Annotated in this window: 16 protein-coding genes; 11 read left to right on the top strand and 5 right to left on the bottom strand. The window is 63.5% G+C overall.

The genetic code is table 11. The features are described from left to right. The first annotated feature begins 8 nt into the window (after positions 1-8). Entirely contained in the window at positions 9-773 is a 765-nt protein-coding gene (locus BN1118_RS10905) for a helix-turn-helix domain-containing protein (RefSeq protein ID WP_043556049.1), read from the top strand. A gap of 138 nt (positions 774-911) precedes the next feature. Here the strand turns inward: BN1118_RS10905 and BN1118_RS10900 are convergent, their stop codons facing one another. Beyond that, a complete protein-coding gene (locus BN1118_RS10900; RefSeq protein WP_043556048.1) occupies positions 912-1,730 on the bottom strand; it encodes a UTRA domain-containing protein in 819 nt (272 codons plus the stop codon). 183 nt (positions 1,731-1,913) lie between these two features. On the opposite strand from BN1118_RS10900, the gene BN1118_RS10895 reads away from it, so the two are divergent. From BN1118_RS10895 to BN1118_RS10870, 6 genes are all read left to right on the top strand, one after another. Beyond that, a complete protein-coding gene (locus BN1118_RS10895) occupies positions 1,914-2,960 on the top strand; it encodes an ABC transporter substrate-binding protein (RefSeq protein WP_043141471.1) in 1,047 nt (348 codons plus the stop codon). A 9-nt stretch (positions 2,961-2,969) separates the two neighbouring features. Further along, a complete protein-coding gene (locus tag BN1118_RS10890; protein WP_043556047.1) occupies positions 2,970-3,803 on the top strand; it encodes an alkaline phosphatase family protein in 834 nt (277 codons plus the stop codon). Continuing rightward, positions 3,803-4,702 (top strand): ABC transporter permease, encoded by a 900-nt coding sequence (locus tag BN1118_RS10885; protein WP_043556045.1) that lies wholly within the window; start codon positions 3,803-3,805, stop codon positions 4,700-4,702. Before BN1118_RS10890 ends, BN1118_RS10885 begins: the two co-directional genes overlap by 1 nt. A gap of 68 nt (positions 4,703-4,770) precedes the next feature. Then, the gene (locus tag BN1118_RS10880; RefSeq protein WP_043141478.1) at positions 4,771-5,547 is read left to right on the top strand and encodes an ABC transporter permease; all 777 of its coding nucleotides are present in this window, start codon (positions 4,771-4,773) and stop codon (positions 5,545-5,547) included. Between the two features lie 5 nt (positions 5,548-5,552). Next, complete coding sequence (locus BN1118_RS10875) at positions 5,553-6,560, top strand: ABC transporter ATP-binding protein (RefSeq protein ID WP_043556044.1); 1,008 nt, start codon at positions 5,553-5,555, stop codon at positions 6,558-6,560. A gap of 65 nt (positions 6,561-6,625) precedes the next feature. Continuing rightward, a complete protein-coding gene (locus BN1118_RS10870; protein ID WP_043556043.1) occupies positions 6,626-7,285 on the top strand; it encodes an HAD family hydrolase in 660 nt (219 codons plus the stop codon). A gap of 15 nt (positions 7,286-7,300) precedes the next feature. Here BN1118_RS10870 and BN1118_RS10865 read toward each other — a convergent pair whose 3' ends face one another. Further along, positions 7,301-8,911 (bottom strand): sensor domain-containing diguanylate cyclase, encoded by a 1,611-nt coding sequence (locus BN1118_RS10865; RefSeq protein WP_043556041.1) that lies wholly within the window; start codon positions 8,909-8,911, stop codon positions 7,301-7,303. A 109-nt stretch (positions 8,912-9,020) separates the two neighbouring features. Between BN1118_RS10865 and BN1118_RS10860 the strand changes: the two genes are divergently transcribed. Together BN1118_RS10860 and BN1118_RS10855 are read left to right on the top strand one after the other, a co-directional pair. Next, positions 9,021-9,461, top strand: coding sequence for a DUF2214 family protein (locus BN1118_RS10860; RefSeq protein WP_043556040.1), 441 nt, complete (start codon positions 9,021-9,023; stop codon positions 9,459-9,461). 87 nt (positions 9,462-9,548) lie between these two features. Next, the gene (locus BN1118_RS10855; RefSeq protein WP_043556038.1) at positions 9,549-10,448 is read left to right on the top strand and encodes a DMT family transporter; all 900 of its coding nucleotides are present in this window, start codon (positions 9,549-9,551) and stop codon (positions 10,446-10,448) included. 111 nt (positions 10,449-10,559) lie between these two features. Here BN1118_RS10855 and BN1118_RS10850 read toward each other — a convergent pair whose 3' ends face one another. Together BN1118_RS10850 and BN1118_RS10845 are read right to left on the bottom strand one after the other, a co-directional pair. Further along, positions 10,560-11,417, bottom strand: a complete 858-nt coding sequence (locus tag BN1118_RS10850; RefSeq protein ID WP_043556037.1) for an AraC family transcriptional regulator — start codon at positions 11,415-11,417, stop codon at positions 10,560-10,562. Beyond that, positions 11,414-11,899: a GNAT family N-acetyltransferase gene (locus BN1118_RS10845; RefSeq protein WP_043556093.1), complete on the bottom strand. Its 486-nt coding sequence runs from the start codon at positions 11,897-11,899 to the stop codon at positions 11,414-11,416. The genes BN1118_RS10850 and BN1118_RS10845 overlap by 4 nt, the downstream gene beginning before the upstream one ends. A gap of 163 nt (positions 11,900-12,062) precedes the next feature. Between BN1118_RS10845 and BN1118_RS10840 the strand changes: the two genes are divergently transcribed. Next, complete coding sequence (locus BN1118_RS10840; protein ID WP_043556036.1) at positions 12,063-13,511, top strand: catalase; 1,449 nt, start codon at positions 12,063-12,065, stop codon at positions 13,509-13,511. A gap of 558 nt (positions 13,512-14,069) precedes the next feature. Here the strand turns inward: BN1118_RS10840 and BN1118_RS10835 are convergent. Then, entirely contained in the window at positions 14,070-14,396 is a 327-nt protein-coding gene (locus BN1118_RS10835) for a DUF1496 domain-containing protein (RefSeq protein WP_043556035.1), read from the bottom strand. 215 nt (positions 14,397-14,611) lie between these two features. Here BN1118_RS10835 and BN1118_RS10830 point away from each other — a divergent pair, with 215 nt between their 5' ends. After that, complete coding sequence (locus BN1118_RS10830; RefSeq protein ID WP_043556033.1) at positions 14,612-15,805, top strand: hypothetical protein; 1,194 nt, start codon at positions 14,612-14,614, stop codon at positions 15,803-15,805. The last annotated feature ends 85 nt before the right edge of the window (positions 15,806-15,890 follow it).

The following is a 15,890-nucleotide window of genomic DNA, read 5'->3' as shown; positions in this document are numbered from 1 at the left end:
ATAGTTGCATGACCTACAGCCAGACCCTGGCCAACAATATTCTCGACACCCTGAAGAAGACCCTGACCGACAAGGGGATCCGCTATCAGACCCTGGCAGAAGCCATGGGGGTCTCCATCGCCACCGTCAAGCGGATGATGAACAAACCCTCGCTGCCGTTCGATACCCTGCTGGAAATCTGCCACCTGGTGGGGCTCTCGTTCGAGGAGCTGCTGGACCGCACCCAGGATGCCCAGAGCCGCCGCGCCGTCTTCACCCAGGAGCAGGACGAGGCATTCCACAAGGAGCCGGGGCTCTACGCCTTTCTCGCCAACATCTTCTGGCGCGACAAGACGCTGATCGACCTGAAGCGGGAGTACGGCCTGACCGATGCCTCCTGCTATCTCTACCTGCGCAAGCTGGAGAAGCTCGGCATCTTGCAACTCGGCATAGACAACAGCTACCACTTCCTCATCAGCGAGCGCATCAGCTTCGAGCAGCACAGCCGCTTCGCCCGCCAGCAGGCGCGCCAGGCCATGTCAGTGCTGGGGGACTATCTGGTGGAGAACATGCACAAGTCCAACAACTACATGGCGCTGTGCCAGCTCCATCTGGGCGAGAGCGAGGCCATGGCGCTGATCGAGCGGATGAAGGAGTACTGGCACCAGGAGCTCAAGCTCAACCGCCCCGCCATCGGCCAGCGGGAGGGCAGCAAGACCTACACTATGTCGCTGCAGCTGGCGGACTGCGGCTACCAGAGCTTCGATGACCTGATCCCCAATATCGACAACTGATCCCGACGGATCCTGCGGGATCCGTCTGCTTTGGTCAGCTCGATAGCGGCAATTCAGACCGTCTTGCAGCCATTGGCCGCAGCGCCCGCATATCCCGGCAGATACCTGTCGCCACTGTGCCCGCCAGTGCGTGCTGATTCATTGTGACTCCGCCATATGGGGATATTTGGGGGGGCTGAATGCAGGCGACAGCGCCCGGGTGTCGAGATGAATTCGTATGGCATCCGGCCGCCAATGCTCGATATCGCAATCCACCAGCCCCCCTCGCTCGTCATAGTTGACCCGCACCAGCCGCAGCACTGCGCTCCCTTCCGCCAGATTGAGGGCGCGGGCTATGGCGCCCCGCGCCGCCGAGGGGGTGATCTCCAGGCTGGCACCGCCCTGGCCTATGCCATAGTGCTGCTGATAGAGCTCGGTGAGTGAGCTGGCCAGCGGCGCGCTGGCGATATCGGGGAAGCGGCTGGCCAGCAGGTGGTGGCTGACGTGGAGCACGGGTCGACCGTCGATCAATCGCTGGCGGCGGATCTCGTAGAGCGGGGTAAAGGGCGCCAGCCCCATCCAGCGGCACAACTCGCTGCTGGCAAGCGCACTGCCGTGGGCCAGCACCCGGGTCTCGGCAATGCGCTGCTGCTCGCCGATCCACTGGTGAAAATGGGTGTGGATGGCGGGGTCGTAGGTGAGCCGGGGCGGCGCCACGAACCAGCCGCGCCGCTCGGCCCGGTAGATGAGGCCGTCCGCCTCCAGACTGGAGAGCGCCTCCTTGATGGTGATGCGGGTGGTGGCGAAACGCTCGCTCAAGGCCCGTTCGGCGGGCAGCTGTTGCCCCGCCCCCAGCTGGCCGCTGCCGATATAGCGGCGCAGGGTCTGGCAAATCTGTTCGCACTTGGAGGGGCTGCGGCCAGCGGCCACACCCTGTTCGCTCAATCGCTCTGTCACTGTCACATCCCTGTCGGTCATTCCGGTTTGCGTCCGTCTGGAGTAGACCAGCGGCTGTCGGCCCTGAGTTGTAACCGCTGTGGATGACAGTGCCGTGACAGGGCGATTGTCATCAAACTGCCATCAAAGCGCCCCGCCACCGTCATATTTCCCCTCTAGCATCCCTCTCGAACCTTAACTGACCTAGTCCAGAGGGATGGGATGATGAAAAGCGTGATCGCAAGTGCACTGGCCCTGGTGGCCATCAGTCAGCCACTGTTTGCCGCCGAGAACATCGCGGATCTTGAGAAAGCCGCCCGCGGTGAAGGCCAGCTCAGCAGCATAGGCATGCCCGACAGCTGGGCCAACTGGAAGGACACCTGGCAGCAGCTGGGCAACATCTACGGCATCAAGCATCAGGATACCGACATGAGCTCGGCCCAGGAGATCGCCAAGTTCGCCGCCGAGAAGGCCAACGCCACCGCCGACATAGGCGACGTGGGCGGTGCCTTCGGCCCGGTCGCGGTCAAGCAGGGGGTCACGCAGCCCTACAAGCCCTCCACCTGGGCAGACATTCCGAACTGGGCCAAGGATGCGGACGGCCACTGGATGCTGGCCTATACCGGCACCATCGCCTTCCTGATCAACAAGGATCTGGTCAAGGCCGCCCCCACCAGCTGGCAATCCCTGCTGGGCGGCGACTACAAGGTGACTCTGGGTGACGTGGGCGTGGCCTCCCAGGCCAACAACGGCGTGCTGGCGGCGGCCTATGCCACCGGCGGCAGCGAGAAGAATCTCAAGCCCGCCTTGGAATTGTTCGGCCAGCTGGCCAAGCAGGGTCGCCTGTCGCTGAACGACCCCTCCATCGCCAATATCGAGAAGGGCGAGGTGGAAGTGGGCGTGCTGTGGGACTTCAACGCGCTGAACTACCGCGACAAGATAGACCCCAAGAAGTTTGATGTGGTGATCCCGAGCGACGGCTCCGTCATCGCCGGTTACACCACCATCATCAACAAGTGGGCCAAGAACCCCAACGCCGCCAAGCTGGCGCGGGAATACATCCTCTCCGATGCCGGTCAGATCAACCTGGCCCGTGGCTATGCCCGCCCCATCCGCAGCAATGTGGTGCTGCCGGACGACGTCAAGGCCAAGCTGTTGCCCGCCGAGCAGTACGCCAATGCCAAGCCGGTCAGCGACCATGCCGCCTGGGAGCAGAGCTCCAAGGCCCTGCCGCGCCAGTGGCAGGAAACCGTCATGATCAACATGCAGTAAGGAGTGCCAGTGCAACACAAGGTGATAGTGGTACTTGTGGATGGCCTGTCTGCCGAGGTAGCCCATTGCATGGGCTACCTCACAGGCATGGTGGAGGCAGAGCGCGGCCTGTATAAGACCCTGAGCTGCGCCCTGCCCTCCCTCTCCCGGCCCCTCTACGAGTGCATCCTGACCGGCGTACCGCCGGTGGCCAGCGGCATCACCCACAACGGGGTGAGTCGCCTGAGCCAGCATGAATCCATCTTCCATCTCGCCCGGGCCGCGGGCAAAAGCACCGCCGCCGCTGCCTATCACTGGGTAAGCGAACTCTACAACCGCAGCCCCTGGCTGGCGCTGCGGGATCGTTACACCCATGACGAGCAGTTGCCGATCCAGCACGCCTGCTTCTACTGGGATGACAACTACCCCGACAGCCATCTGCTGATGGATGGCGAGTGGCTGCGAACCCAGCATGACCCAGATTTTCTGCTGATCCATCCCATGGGGGTGGACGATGCGGGCCACAAGTTTGGCCTGGATTCCCGCCAGTACCGCAACCAGGCGCGCCGCATGGACAGCCTGCTGGCCGATCTGCTGCCCCAGTGTCTGGCAGAAGGGTATCAGGTGGTGATCACCTCGGATCACGGCATGAACAATGACTTGAGCCACGGCGGCACCCTGCCGGAAGAGCGCAGCGTGCCACTCTGGCTGTTTGGCGATGCCTTTGTGGCCCAGTGGCCGGAGGGCGCGACGATCGCCCAGACCCAGCTCTGCGCCCTGATGGCCGACTTGCTGGGCATTCCCCACGACAAGCCAGCCGCACCACAGCTGCTCAAGGCGGCCTTTATGCGCGAGGTGCACTGATGATGCCTGCCACCACGAGGATCACGGCGGATCAACCCGTGAAGATCCTGCACGGAGCCCGCCACCACTGGCTGCCGGCCATGGTGCTGCTCCCCTTTATCCTGCTGATGATGTTGTTCCAGCTCGCCCCCATGGTGTGGGTGCTGGTGGGCAGCTTCCAGACCCCCGATGGCTGGGGCATCGACCATTACCGGGAAATTTTGGGCTCCCCCTTCTACCTGCAATCCTTCACCAACTCGCTGCGCATCGCCGGCATCGCCAGCCTGGCGGGGCTCGTCATCGGCACCCTGGGCGCCGCTGCGCTGCGCCACAGCGGCGAGCGGGTGAAGCGGCTGCTGCTGGCCTTTGTCACCATGACCAGCAACTTCAGCGGCGTGCCCCTGGCGTTCGCCTTCATCATCATTCTCGGCATCAACGGCGCCGTCACACTGCTGCTCAAATCCTGGGGCTGGATAGACGGCTTAAACCTCTACTCGGGGTCGGGCCTCATCCTCATCTACACCTATTTCCAGATCCCGCTCGCCTTGCTGCTGCTCTATCCGGCGTTCGATGCCTTGCAGGATGACTGGCCCCAGGCCGCCGCCCTGCTGGGCGCCAGCAAGAGACAATATGTGTGGCACGTGGCGCTGCCTGTGCTCACTCCCGCCCTGCTCGGCACTCTGATCATCCTGTTTGCCAACGCGGTGGGAGCCTATGCCTCCGCCTACGCCCTCACCACGGGCAACTTCAACCTGGTGACCATACGCGTGGCCAGCCTGGTCTCAGGCGATATCTTCCTCGAACCCAATCTGGCGGCGGCGCTGGCGGTGATCCTGATGGTGCTGCTGGGAGTGGTGACGGCCGCCAACCAGTGGCTGCTGAAGAAGAGCTATGTGAACAAGGGGCAATCCCATGCATGACCTGACACCCTGTTCTGGATCGAACAAGCTGGGTGCAGTTGGCCCACATCATGGCGGGAGACGACAAGATGCATGACCTGACACCGCGCTGGCCAAGGTGGGTGCTGGGGGCGCTGGTCGCCACCCTGCTGCTGCCGCTGCTGGCCACCTTTCTCTATTCGATCTCCACCCGCTGGGGGGCGACCCTGCTGCCGGACGGCTTCACTCTCGACTGGTATCTGCAGCTGTGGGGCGACCCGCGCTTTCTCGCGGCGTTTGGCCGAAGCCTGCTGGTCTGTTTCGCGACCCTGCTGCTGGGAACGCTAGTGCTGGTGCCGACCGTGCTGGTGGTGGCCTACTACTTCCCCAGGCTGGATCCCTGGATGAACCTGCTGATCCTGCTCCCCTTCGCGGTGCCGCCCGTGGTCTCCTCTGTGGGGCTGCTGCAGATCTACGCCGACGGTCCGCTGCCCATAGTCGGCACGCCCTGGATCCTGATCGGCACCTGGTTCACAGTCGTGCTGCCCTTCATGTACCGGGCGCTGGCCAACAGCCTACAGGGTGTACCGCTGAAAGATCTGATGGATGCCGCCCACCTGCTGGGGGCCAGCAGTGCCCGCGCCTTCGCGCTGGTGGTGATCCCCTGCCTGCGCAAGGGGCTGCTGGCGGCGCTGTTCCTGTCGCTTTCCTTCCTGCTCGGGGAGTTCGTGTTTGCCAACATGCTGGTGGGCACCCGTTACGAGACACTGCAGGTCTACCTCTACAACATGCGCGCCACCTCGGGCCACTTCACCAGCGCGCTGGTGATGAGCTACTTCCTGCTGACCCTGCTGCTCACCTGGGCGGCAAACAGATTCCATCGGTGATCCATATGTTCCATCTAGAAGTAACCCAACTGCACAAATCCTACGGCGAGACCAAGGTGTTCGAGGGGATAGAGTTCGGCATCCGCAAGGGGGAACTGGTGACCCTGCTCGGCCCCTCAGGCTGCGGCAAATCCACCCTGTTGCGGGCACTGGCCGGGCTCACCCCGGTCGATGGCGGTCAGGTGCGGGTGGCCGGCGAAGAGATCACCTGGCAAGCGCCCCAGAAACGGGGCATCGGCATGGTGTTCCAGAGCTATGCCCTTTTCCCCAACATGACGGTGTGGGACAACGTGGCCTTCGGCCTCAAGATGAAGCCCCAGCCGGGACGGGAGCTGGCGGCCAGCGTGCAGGAGGCCTTGAGTCTGGTGGAGCTGGATGGCTTAGAGCGCCGCTATCCGAGCGAGCTCTCCGGTGGCCAGCGCCAGCGAGTCGCCCTGGCCCGCGCCCTGGTGGTACGGCCAAGGATCCTGTTGCTGGACGAGCCGCTCTCGGCCCTCGATGCCCGCATCCGCCGCAGCCTGCGCTTGCAGATCCGCGAGATCCAGCAGCGCCTTGAGCTCACCACCATCTTCGTCACCCACGATCAGGAAGAAGCGCTGACCATGTCGGACCGGATCTTCCTGATGAACAAGGGATCCATAGTCCAGAGCGGCACGCCTGAGCAGATCTACACCCGCCCCGCCAGCGAGTTTGTGGCGAGCTTTATCGGCAACTACAACCTGCTGAACGCAGAGCAGGGCAAGTCCCTGTTCGGCCCCCGTTTTCAGGGCAAGCTGGCGCTGCGACCCGAATCCATCACACTGCTGCCCGCAGGAGCGACCAGTAGCGAGCCCAGCCTGCCCGGCATCGTTCGCCAGCAGCAGCTGCTCGGCAACGTCATCCGCTATCAGGTGGCGTGCGAGGCGGGGCTCTTGACGGTGGACTGCCTCAACCGCTCGGCCCGGGATCTGCTGCCGGCAGGCACAAGTGTCACTCTGGCGGTGGCCCGGGATCAGCTGTGTGAGGTAGCATAAGGCCATGTATCCCATTCTGTTTTCTGCCGGCATCAAGATGCCGGCCACCAACCCAAGGAGCCGTCATGGCACTGGCACTGTTTGATCTGGATGAGACCCTGATTGCCGGGGATTCCGCCAGCCTCTGGCTGGAGTACATGGTGGCCCAGGAGCTGGCCCCGGCGGACATGATTGCCGAGGAGCAGGCCATGATGTCCCTCTACCATCAGGGCAAGATGGACATGCATCAGTACATGGCCTTCACCCTGCGGCCGCTGGCGGGCAAGTCGCGCCAGTGGCTCGGCCAGCAGTGCCAGCACTTCGCCGAGCAGGTGCTGCGGGCGCGCATCTATCCGGAAGGGCTGGCACGCATCGAGTGGCACAGGGAGCGCGGTGACGAGCTGGTACTGATCTCCGCCTCCGGCGAGCATCTGGTGGCGCCCATGGCGCAGATGCTGGGGATGGATCACTGCGTCGCCATACTGCTGGATGAGGAAGAGGGCATGCTGACCGGCCAGACTCGCGGCACCCTCAGCTTTCGGGAAGGCAAGGTGGCCCGCATCAACCAGCTCTTCGCCGGGGATGACAACCTCTGGCAGGAGAGCCACGGTTACAGCGACTCCCACAACGACCTGCCACTGCTGCGGGCCGTGACCCATCCCCATGCGGTCAATCCGGCTCCCGGCCTGCGTCAGGTCGCCGTCGAGCAGGCCTGGCCCACCCTGGACTGGCAGTTGGTCGGCTGAATGAAGAAGAGGCCCTCAGGCCTCTTCGTTGCTCAACAGGCTGCCTTTTGGCAAGCTCCCCTCTCCGGCCACCAGTTCCTGCGGCTTGCCCAGGTAGATGCGGTTCTTGCCATCGCGCTTGGCACGATAGACCTCGGCATCGGCCACCTCCAGCAGCGTCTGGCCGTGCGTCACCCCATGGCTGGCCACCAGCCCGCCACTCAAGGTGAGTCTGAGGCCAGGCTCGCGCCAGTCCAGTGACTCCACCCCCTTGCGAAACTGCTCCATCAGCATCAGGCAGAAGTGGGTGTCCGGGTTGACCATCAGCACCACCAGCTCCTCCCCGCCGTAACGGCAGACCCAGCCATGATCCCCCAGCAGCCGCATGGCCAGCTTGGACACCCGCTTGAGCACCACATCCCCGGTCTGGTGGCCATAGTTGTCGTTGACCCGCTTGAAGTCATCGAGATCGACCATGGCCAGGCAGAAGGGCTGGTGTTCGAGCAACAGCCGGGTCAGGCGTTCGTCGAAGAAGCGGCGATTGTAGAGGCCGGTCAGCTTGTCCAGATGGGCCTGCTGGCGCGCCTCGTGATAATCCTTGCCCACCTCGACCAACTCGGCGTAGACGTCCTTGAGCTCACGCATCCCGCCCTGGGGCACGTCATCGGGTTGGGTCCGGCTGGCCCGGATCATGGAGGAGATCTCGTCGAGCATGCGGCGGAAATAGCGGGACCACACCAGTGCCAGCACGAAATAGAGCACGCAGGCCAGCGCCACCATCAGCAGCACATTGAGGGAGACCCTGTCGATCGCAGCCTGGACGCTGGCCGCCGGTTGCACGCTGATGAGCACCCAGTTGCGTTCAGGCAACTTGCTGTAGGCCACGAACAGCTGGGAGGCCTTGTCCAGGAAGATGCCATCCCCCTGCTGGAAGCGGGAGAGCCACTGGGGATGGGTCATGGGCTTGAGCAACTGGGCGGGATCCGGGTGCACCAGCACCTTGCCGGACTGGTTGACTATCATCTGGTACCCGTTGTCAGCCTGGCGGTTCAGCTGGGCCGAGAAGGGCGCCAGGATGGCATCGACCGCAAACACCCCCCGCACCTTGCCGCTGGTATCGGTCAGGGCCCGCGCCAGGGCGATCACCAGGTTGCCATTGGTGTAGTCGTAGTAGGGCTCGGTCCAGACTATCTTGCCCAGATGCTGGCTGGCCAGCTGATACCAGGGGCGCACCCTGGGATCGAAGTTGGCATCCGCCTCCCACTTGGGATAGATCAGCATCTGGCGCTCGGCCGTGCCGACATAGATGTAGATGAGATCGGCCATCATCCCCTTGTAGAGCCGCCACTCCTTCAGATAGGTCTCGGTATTGTACAGGCGGGGGCCGCTGATATCTTCCACCTTCACTTGGTCGTAGATAAGCGTAAACTGCCGTTCCATCTCCTGGAGATAGGGCTCGATGAAGACGTGGCGCAACTGGTGATTGGTGGCGAGCAGACGCTGCTGCAACTCGTTTTGCAGGCTGCGTTCCATGTGCAGATAGTAGATGCCGCCCAGCATCAGCACGGGAATGAACAGCAGCAGCAAGCCCAGCCGCATCCGGGCAACCAGGGACCAGGTTTTCTTGGAGACAACACGCTTATCCAACCCGGACTCCTGCTACCGTCAGACATGATGTAGTGTCAGAATATCAGCACCACGGGATGGCGTCCAAAAGGAAGCTGGTTATGTGCTCAACAAGAGGTAATCGACACGGATGTTGAACCCGGATCTGCTGATGGCGCTGCACTATTGCGCCGTGATCACCCTGACCGGGGCCATCACCTCAGAGTATTTTCTGTTCCGGCGTGGCATGTCCATCGAGCAGGTGCGCAAGCTGCTGCTGGCCGATGGCCTGGCGGCACTGGCCCTGCTGCTCATCTTCATCACGGGCGTGTTGCAGGTGCTCGCCCACCCCGACGAGCCCGCCGTGCTGCTCGCCAACCCCGGCTATCGCACCAAGCTGCTGCTGTTCTTCGTGATGGCCATCAGCTTTGGCTACCCCAGCCGCCTCTTCTATCGCTGGCGCCGCTCCCTTCGCCAGGGTCGGGCCCCCATGGTCTCCATCCAGCAGCAGTTCTGGGTGATCTGGATCCTGCGCGGCAACCTCTTGCTGCTCGCCCTCATTCCCCTGCTGGCCAGACTTGCCAGTAGCTAAAGACAAATCCCCCCGCACACGGTTATCTTGGTGGCTGGAGCTTTGCGGACGGGCGCCTGCCCGCCACCTTTTCAGGGATGAATTCGTATGCGTTCGAACATGATGTTACTGATGGCCGCCGCCATCTGGGGGCTGGGCTTCGTCGCCCAGCGGCTGGGGATGGATCACATGGGGCCTTACACCTTCAACGGCCTGCGCTTTCTGCTCGGTGCCGCCTCCCTGCTGCCGCTGCTGTGGTGGCTCAAGTCACGCCAGCCCACCGGTCAGTCTTGTGATCGCCGCCTGCTGCTGACCGGGGGCCTGCTCGCCGGTGTCGTGCTGTTCAGCGCAGCCTCCCTGCAGCAGGTGGGGCTGCTCTATACCACGGCCGCCAAGGCGGGTTTCATCACAGGCCTCTACATCATACTGGTGCCCGTCATCGGCCTGGCCCTGCGTCACAAGACCGGCGCCAACACCTGGATCGGCGCCCTCATCGCCATGGCCGGGCTCTATTACCTGAGCGTGACCGAGGAGTTCACCATAGGCTACGGCGACCTGTTGCAGGTGATCGGCGCCCTGTTCTGGGCCATCCATCTGCTGGTGCTGGATCACTACTCGAGCCGGGTCGCGCCGATCCGCCTGGCCGGCGTCCAGTTCCTGGTGTGCGGCCTGCTCAGCCTGGGGGTTGCCTTCACCATGGAGACGCCGACCATGAGCGGCGCCGTGGCGGGCTGGCAGGCGCTGCTCTATGCCGGTCTGGTCTCGGTCGGTATCGGCTACACGCTGCAGGTGGTGGGGCAGCGCGGCGCCCATCCGGCCCACGCCGCCATCATCCTCAGCCTGGAGACAGTCTTCGCCGCCATCGGCGGTGTGCTGCTGCTCGGCGAGACCCTGGATGAACGCGCCATGGTGGGCTGCGCCCTGATGCTGGCAGGCATGTTGATCTCCCAGATCCGCCTGCGCTGGTGGTGGAAGTCGCGTCGGGACAAGGTGCCGAGCCAGTCTTGATGCGGGCGGACATCTTGCTCTTTCGGGGGCGGCTGTGCCGAGACAGCGTCACCCATCTCACATGAAACGAGGCGCCCACGGGCGCCTCGTTTCATTGTCATTGATTGATGCCTAACGCACGCTGGAGCAGAAGCTGACATCGTCGCGCAGGGGATCGTTGCTCACGCTGTGATAGAGCTCGAAACAGGGGCCGCTGCCAAATTCCAGCCCGGCCGCGACTATGTCGCCCACATGCTCTTGCCAGCGCGGCCCGTACTGGCTGCGATCCGTGATGAGGTAGCGGGACTGGGCATAACGCCCGGCGGGAATGAGCTGGGTTTCCACCTCCCCCTCGCCCCGGGTCTGGGCAGGCACAGTGACGCCGATATCGGTGCGGCACTGGGCCGGTGGCGTCACCTCAGGGTTGTCGTGGTAGATGAAGATCCACTCCCCTTGCTCGAGTCCGCGGGTGGCCGCCCACTGATACAGGCGGCCGCAGACGGCGTCATACCCCTCGCCATAGGGGCCTGTGACCCGGATATAGGCCAGGGTACGGGCGTCCATCTCGACAGTTTTCATGGTGTTGCTCCTTGCTGATGAATGACCTTCAGCATAAGGGGACGAACCCTCCCATGCGTGTCCATCCTTGCTCTCCAGGTGTCCATTCTTGCGCTTGTCGCGGCGAAACTCGCCAGGGGTGCAACCGTAATGGCGGCGAAACGCCTTGGCGAACGCCTGGGAACTGGCAAGGCCCGCCCCCAGCGCGATGGCGGTGACGCTGGCGTCCGTGTAGCAGAGCTGCCAGGCCGCCCGCTGCATGCGCAGCCGCCGACACATCTCCCCCGGCGCCTCGCCCGCCACTGCGGTGAACACCCGGTGAAAATGGTAGAGGGAGAGGCAGGCCCGGTCCGCCAGCGCCTCGATGGAGAGATCGGGATCCCGCTCCAGCGCCCGCAGCACAGGGATGAGCCGGCGGCGGTAGTCGATCACGGCCGGATCCTCGCCATGTAGAGGGCATCCACGTATTCACCCTGCCGGAAGGCGAAGCCGCGGGCCAGCCCCTCCTCGACGAAGCCGAACTTGCGATAGAGCGCCTGCGCCCCCGGATTGTCGGTATAGACGGTGAGCTCGACACGTTGCAGGTTGAGCCAGTTGTCGGCCATCTCCAGCGCGGCCCCCAACAGGGCCGAGCCGATGCCCTTGCCGGCCCAGTCATCCCGCACCCCCATGCCGATGCAGGCCACGTGTTTGCGCCTGGGATTGGGCTCGATATGCAGCGAGAGCTGGCCCACCAGCAGGCCGTCGACCTCGGCCACCAGCGCCACCACGCTGCCGTTCTCCAACCGCTTCTGCCAGACGCTCAGGGTCGGATACGGCAGTTGCAGGGTGCCTGCCTGGGCGTTGGGCATGGCATAGAGATCCCGCAAGGCGGGAGCATCGGCCGGTTCGGCGTGACGAATGGTGATCTGCATCTGAGGCTCCTTCTCGAAAACCTCATCATGCAGCATCAGAAGGGTCCGGTCATCCCCCCAGCCCCACCCATTTGTGATGCCTATCAAAGGGCGAGGGAAGGCCCATTGGTTCCGGGGTTTTTCCTTGTTATAGACTCAAGGCTCACCAACAAGGAGAAGCACCATGAACGACAAGACCCTGCACAGTGCCAATGGCGCCCCCGTTGTCGACAACAACAACAGCCTCACCGCCGGCCCCCGCGGCCCCGTGCTGATGCAAGACATCTGGTTGATGGAAAAGTTGGCTCATTTCGATCGGGAACGGATCCCGGAGCGGGTGGTTCACGCTAAGGGCTCGGGCGCCTACGGCACCTTTACCGTGACCCATGACATCAGCCAGTTCAGCAAGGCGGACCTGTTCAACACCGTCGGCAAGCAGACCCCCGTGTTCCTGCGCTTCTCCACCGTGGCTGGTGAGAAGGGGGCCGCCGACGCCGAGCGCGACGTGCGCGGCTTCGCCCTCAAGTTCTACACAGAGCAGGGCAACTGGGACCTGGTGGGCAACAACACCCCGGTGTTCTTCATTCGCGATCCGCTGAAATTCCCCGACTTCATCCACACCCAGAAACGGGATCCGCGCACCAACCTGCGCAGCGCCACCGCCGCCTGGGACTTCTGGTCTCGCCATCCCGAGTCCCTGCATCAGGTCACCATCCTCTTCAGCGATCGCGGCATCCCCAAGAGCTTGCGCGAGATGAACGGCTACGGCAGCCACACCTTCAGCTTCATCAACGATGCCAACGAGCGCTTCTGGGTCAAGTTCCACTTCAAGACCGAGCAGGGTCACAGCTTCTACACCGATGAAGAGGCCGCCACCGCCGTCGGTCAGGACAGAGAGACCAGCCAGGCGGATCTGTTCAACGCCATCGAGCAGGGCGACTTCCCGCGCTGGAAGGTCTATGTGCAGGTGATGCCGGAGGCCGAGGCCCAGACCTACCAGATCCACCCGTTCGACCTCACCAAGGTGTGGCCGCACAGCGACTACCCGCTGATCCCGCTGGGGGTGCTGGAACTGAACCAGAACCCGGACAACTACTTCGCCCACGTGGAGCAGGCCGCCTTTACCCCGGCCAACGTGGTGCCCGGCATCGGCTTCTCGCCGGATCGCATGCTGCAGGGCCGCCTGTTCTCCTACGGTGACACCCAGCGCTATCGCCTCGGCGTCAACCACGGCCTGCTGCCGGTCAACGCCCCGCGCTGCCCGTTCCACCACGGTGCCCACCGCGACGGCGCCATGCGGGCCGACAGCAACGGCGGCGCCAGCCCCAACTACCAGCCGAACCGCTTCGGCACCCAGCAGCCGAGCGAGCAGCACGAGCCGGCGCTGAGTCTGGAAGGGGCCGCCCTGCACTACGATTTTCGCGACTACGACAGCGACTACTACAGCCAGCCGGGCAACCTGTTCCGCATCATGGATGAGGGGCAGCGCTCGCGCCTCGCCGCCAACCTGGCCCGCTCCCTCATCAATGTGGAGGATGACGCCATAGTCGCGGCCCAGCTCAAGCACTTCGAGCAGGCCGACCCCGAGTACGCCAAACGGGTCGAACTGGCACTGGCCGCCCTGCAACGCTAAGCCGCAGGCAGCCAACATCTGCAAAAGCAAAACGGGGGCCTGATGGCCCCCGTTCTCGTCATGACGGTATTTGATAAATAAAAAACGGAGCCCTGGGCTCCGTTTTACACTGCTGTATCAATCCCGGACGCAGCGCCGCCGTGCTCCGTCTGCGGTGATGAATAAAAAACGGAGCCCGAGGCCCCGTTCTTCACTGCGGTATCAATCCCGGACGCAGCGCCCTCGCGCTCTTCCCGCTCCCTTGCCAACAAGCGTTTGTACCACCCGTTACGGCAACCAAGCTGTGCATTGGAAGAGCAGCACCGTTACCCGCCAGCGGTGATGAATAAAAAACGGAGCCCTGGGCTCCGTTTTTCACTGCGGTATCAATCCCGGACGGAACGCGCTTCGCGCTCTTCCCGCTCCCTTGCCAACAAGCGTTTGTACCACCAGCTACTGCGACGACGTTGTGCATTGGAAGAGCGACGAGCCATTTCTTAGGTTCCAGCCAAGAGAGGAAAAGAGCCGCATTATGCGATAGAGGTCACGTCCATGTCTTTAGCTGGATCAAGAAAAGCCTCACTGACCCACGCTGATGGTGCTGCTATTCGCCGCCTTGCCGGCCGCATCCGACGCCCTTTCCGGCTCGCGCCAGGCCAGTGGCCCGTTGCTCTCCAGCGCGTTTTGCGGGCCGCACCCCAGCCAGCTGTCGCCCTGCTGGATCCTGGCACCCAGCGAATATTTCTGATCCTGATACCAGCAGACTCGCTCCAGCAGCGAGCCCAGCGGCAACACCAGCTCGGTTCCCACTTCCGCCCGCTTCGGCTCTGCCGCCACGCCAGTGCCGGCCGTACCGCCCAGCAGTGCTGGCAACAACCAGCCACCTACCCTCTTGTCCAGATACATGATGTTACTCCTTACTCGATAGAAGGTTCAGGCGACCGGAAACGGCGCAAACTTGATTAATAAGCCATACGCCGACTGGCATTCCCAAGCCAATATGATAGCCTGCCAGCGCCTGCTCACGCCCGTCAAAACCAGCGCAGGAAAACCCCGGTGGATTTGTCGGTTCTCGACGAATATAACCTTATTAATCAAATCGTTATTTGGATATTATCCCAATGCGTATCATGCCGTTGCTCCAGGCGGCCTGCCTGAGCCTGATGTTGTCCGCCTGCGTCGCCCCCCTCTTGCTGATGAGCCCTACCAGTCAACTGATGTGGGCCCTGCTCAAGCCGCTGGTCGGTTTCGACCCCAACGAAGCCAACCTGTTCGAACAGCCCATGATCAAGGATCGAATGACCGGCATTCTGGGTCCCAATTACGACAGCACCATGCAGTTGCTCAAGACAGCCAACGAGCTGCAGCAGGAGGGCCCGCTGTTCTACGTGGTCTCCCGCTACGCCCCCGTTCCGGACGTTGCCAAGCAGGCCGGCATGGTGTGGAACTCACAGACCAACCAGATGTCCGTCATGCTGCTCAAGGGCGATGGCACACCCCAGGTATTTGGCGAGAACCTGGCCGCAGGCGCACCGACCTGGCCAAGCGAGATGCAGAACTGGCAGGCTCAGGGCAACCCGACGGGCACAGCACTCTCCGGCGCCACCAACAGTCTGACCGGCTCGGCGACCAAGAGCCTGACCGGCGCCGCCACCACCAGCTCGGTATTCGGCAGCGTGCTGGGTTCCCTGCAGCAGGGCGCCAGCAAGACCATGGCTGACACCACCAAGCAGGTCGTGAACAGCGCCACCACCTCGGCCCAGCAACAGGCCAGCAAGGCCGTGACCGAGCCCGCCAAACAAGCCGCCAGCGGCGCCAGCACCACGGTACAGAAGCAGGCCAGCAAGGCCTTGACCGAACCCGCCAAGCAGGCGGTCAGCAGCGCCAGCACCACGGTACAGAAGCAGGCCAGCAAGGCCGCGACCGAGCCCGCCAAGCAGGCGGTCAGCAACGCCACTGCCACGGTACAGCAGCAGGCCACCAAGGCCGTGACCGAGCCCGCCAAGCAGGCGGCCAGCAGCGCCACTACCACCGTGCAGCAGCAAGCCAACAAGGCCGTGGCCGAGCCGGCCAAACAGGCGGTCAGCAGCACCACAGCCACCGTGCAGCAGCAGGCCACCAAGGCCGTGGCCGAGCCCGCCAAGCAGGCGGTCAGCGGCGCCACTGCCACCGTGCAGCAGCAGGCCACCAAGGCCGTGACCGAGCCGGCCAAGCAGGCGGTCAGCAGCGCCACTGCCACCGCAACGGATGCGGCCGCCAAGGCCGAGGCCGCGCGCGCCGCTGCCGAAGCCGAGATGGAAGCCCTGCTCAAGTAACTCCCTCACCAGGCCATCGCAAGATGGCCTGTTTCCCCTCCCCCATTGCTTACCGCCAAGCCAGACAACCCGTCCGCACAGCGGA

It is taken from the genome of Aeromonas bestiarum, assembly GCF_000819745.1.
Taxonomy (GTDB): Bacteria; Pseudomonadota; Gammaproteobacteria; order Enterobacterales; family Aeromonadaceae; genus Aeromonas; species Aeromonas bestiarum.
The sequence above is the reverse complement of the archived record's forward strand: the minus strand, read 5'-3'. Positions and strand labels throughout refer to the sequence as shown.

Coding starts and splice junctions, on each gene's coding strand:
- BN1118_RS10905 (WP_043556049.1), top strand. CDS start 9: ATGACCTACAGCCAGACCCTGGCCAACAATATTCTCGACACCCTGAAG.
- BN1118_RS10900 (WP_043556048.1), bottom strand. CDS start 1,730: ATGACCGACAGGGATGTGACAGTGACAGAGCGATTGAGCGAACAGGGT.
- BN1118_RS10895 (WP_043141471.1), top strand. CDS start 1,914: ATGAAAAGCGTGATCGCAAGTGCACTGGCCCTGGTGGCCATCAGTCAG.
- BN1118_RS10885 (WP_043556045.1), top strand. CDS start 3,803: ATGATGCCTGCCACCACGAGGATCACGGCGGATCAACCCGTGAAGATC.
- BN1118_RS10880 (WP_043141478.1), top strand. CDS start 4,771: ATGCATGACCTGACACCGCGCTGGCCAAGGTGGGTGCTGGGGGCGCTG.
- BN1118_RS10875 (WP_043556044.1), top strand. CDS start 5,553: ATGTTCCATCTAGAAGTAACCCAACTGCACAAATCCTACGGCGAGACC.
- BN1118_RS10870 (WP_043556043.1), top strand. CDS start 6,626: ATGGCACTGGCACTGTTTGATCTGGATGAGACCCTGATTGCCGGGGAT.
- BN1118_RS10860 (WP_043556040.1), top strand. CDS start 9,021: ATGTTGAACCCGGATCTGCTGATGGCGCTGCACTATTGCGCCGTGATC.
- BN1118_RS10855 (WP_043556038.1), top strand. CDS start 9,549: ATGCGTTCGAACATGATGTTACTGATGGCCGCCGCCATCTGGGGGCTG.
- BN1118_RS10845 (WP_043556093.1), bottom strand. CDS start 11,899: ATGCAGATCACCATTCGTCACGCCGAACCGGCCGATGCTCCCGCCTTG.
- BN1118_RS10840 (WP_043556036.1), top strand. CDS start 12,063: ATGAACGACAAGACCCTGCACAGTGCCAATGGCGCCCCCGTTGTCGAC.
- BN1118_RS10835 (WP_043556035.1), bottom strand. CDS start 14,396: ATGTATCTGGACAAGAGGGTAGGTGGCTGGTTGTTGCCAGCACTGCTG.
- BN1118_RS10830 (WP_043556033.1), top strand. CDS start 14,612: ATGCGTATCATGCCGTTGCTCCAGGCGGCCTGCCTGAGCCTGATGTTG.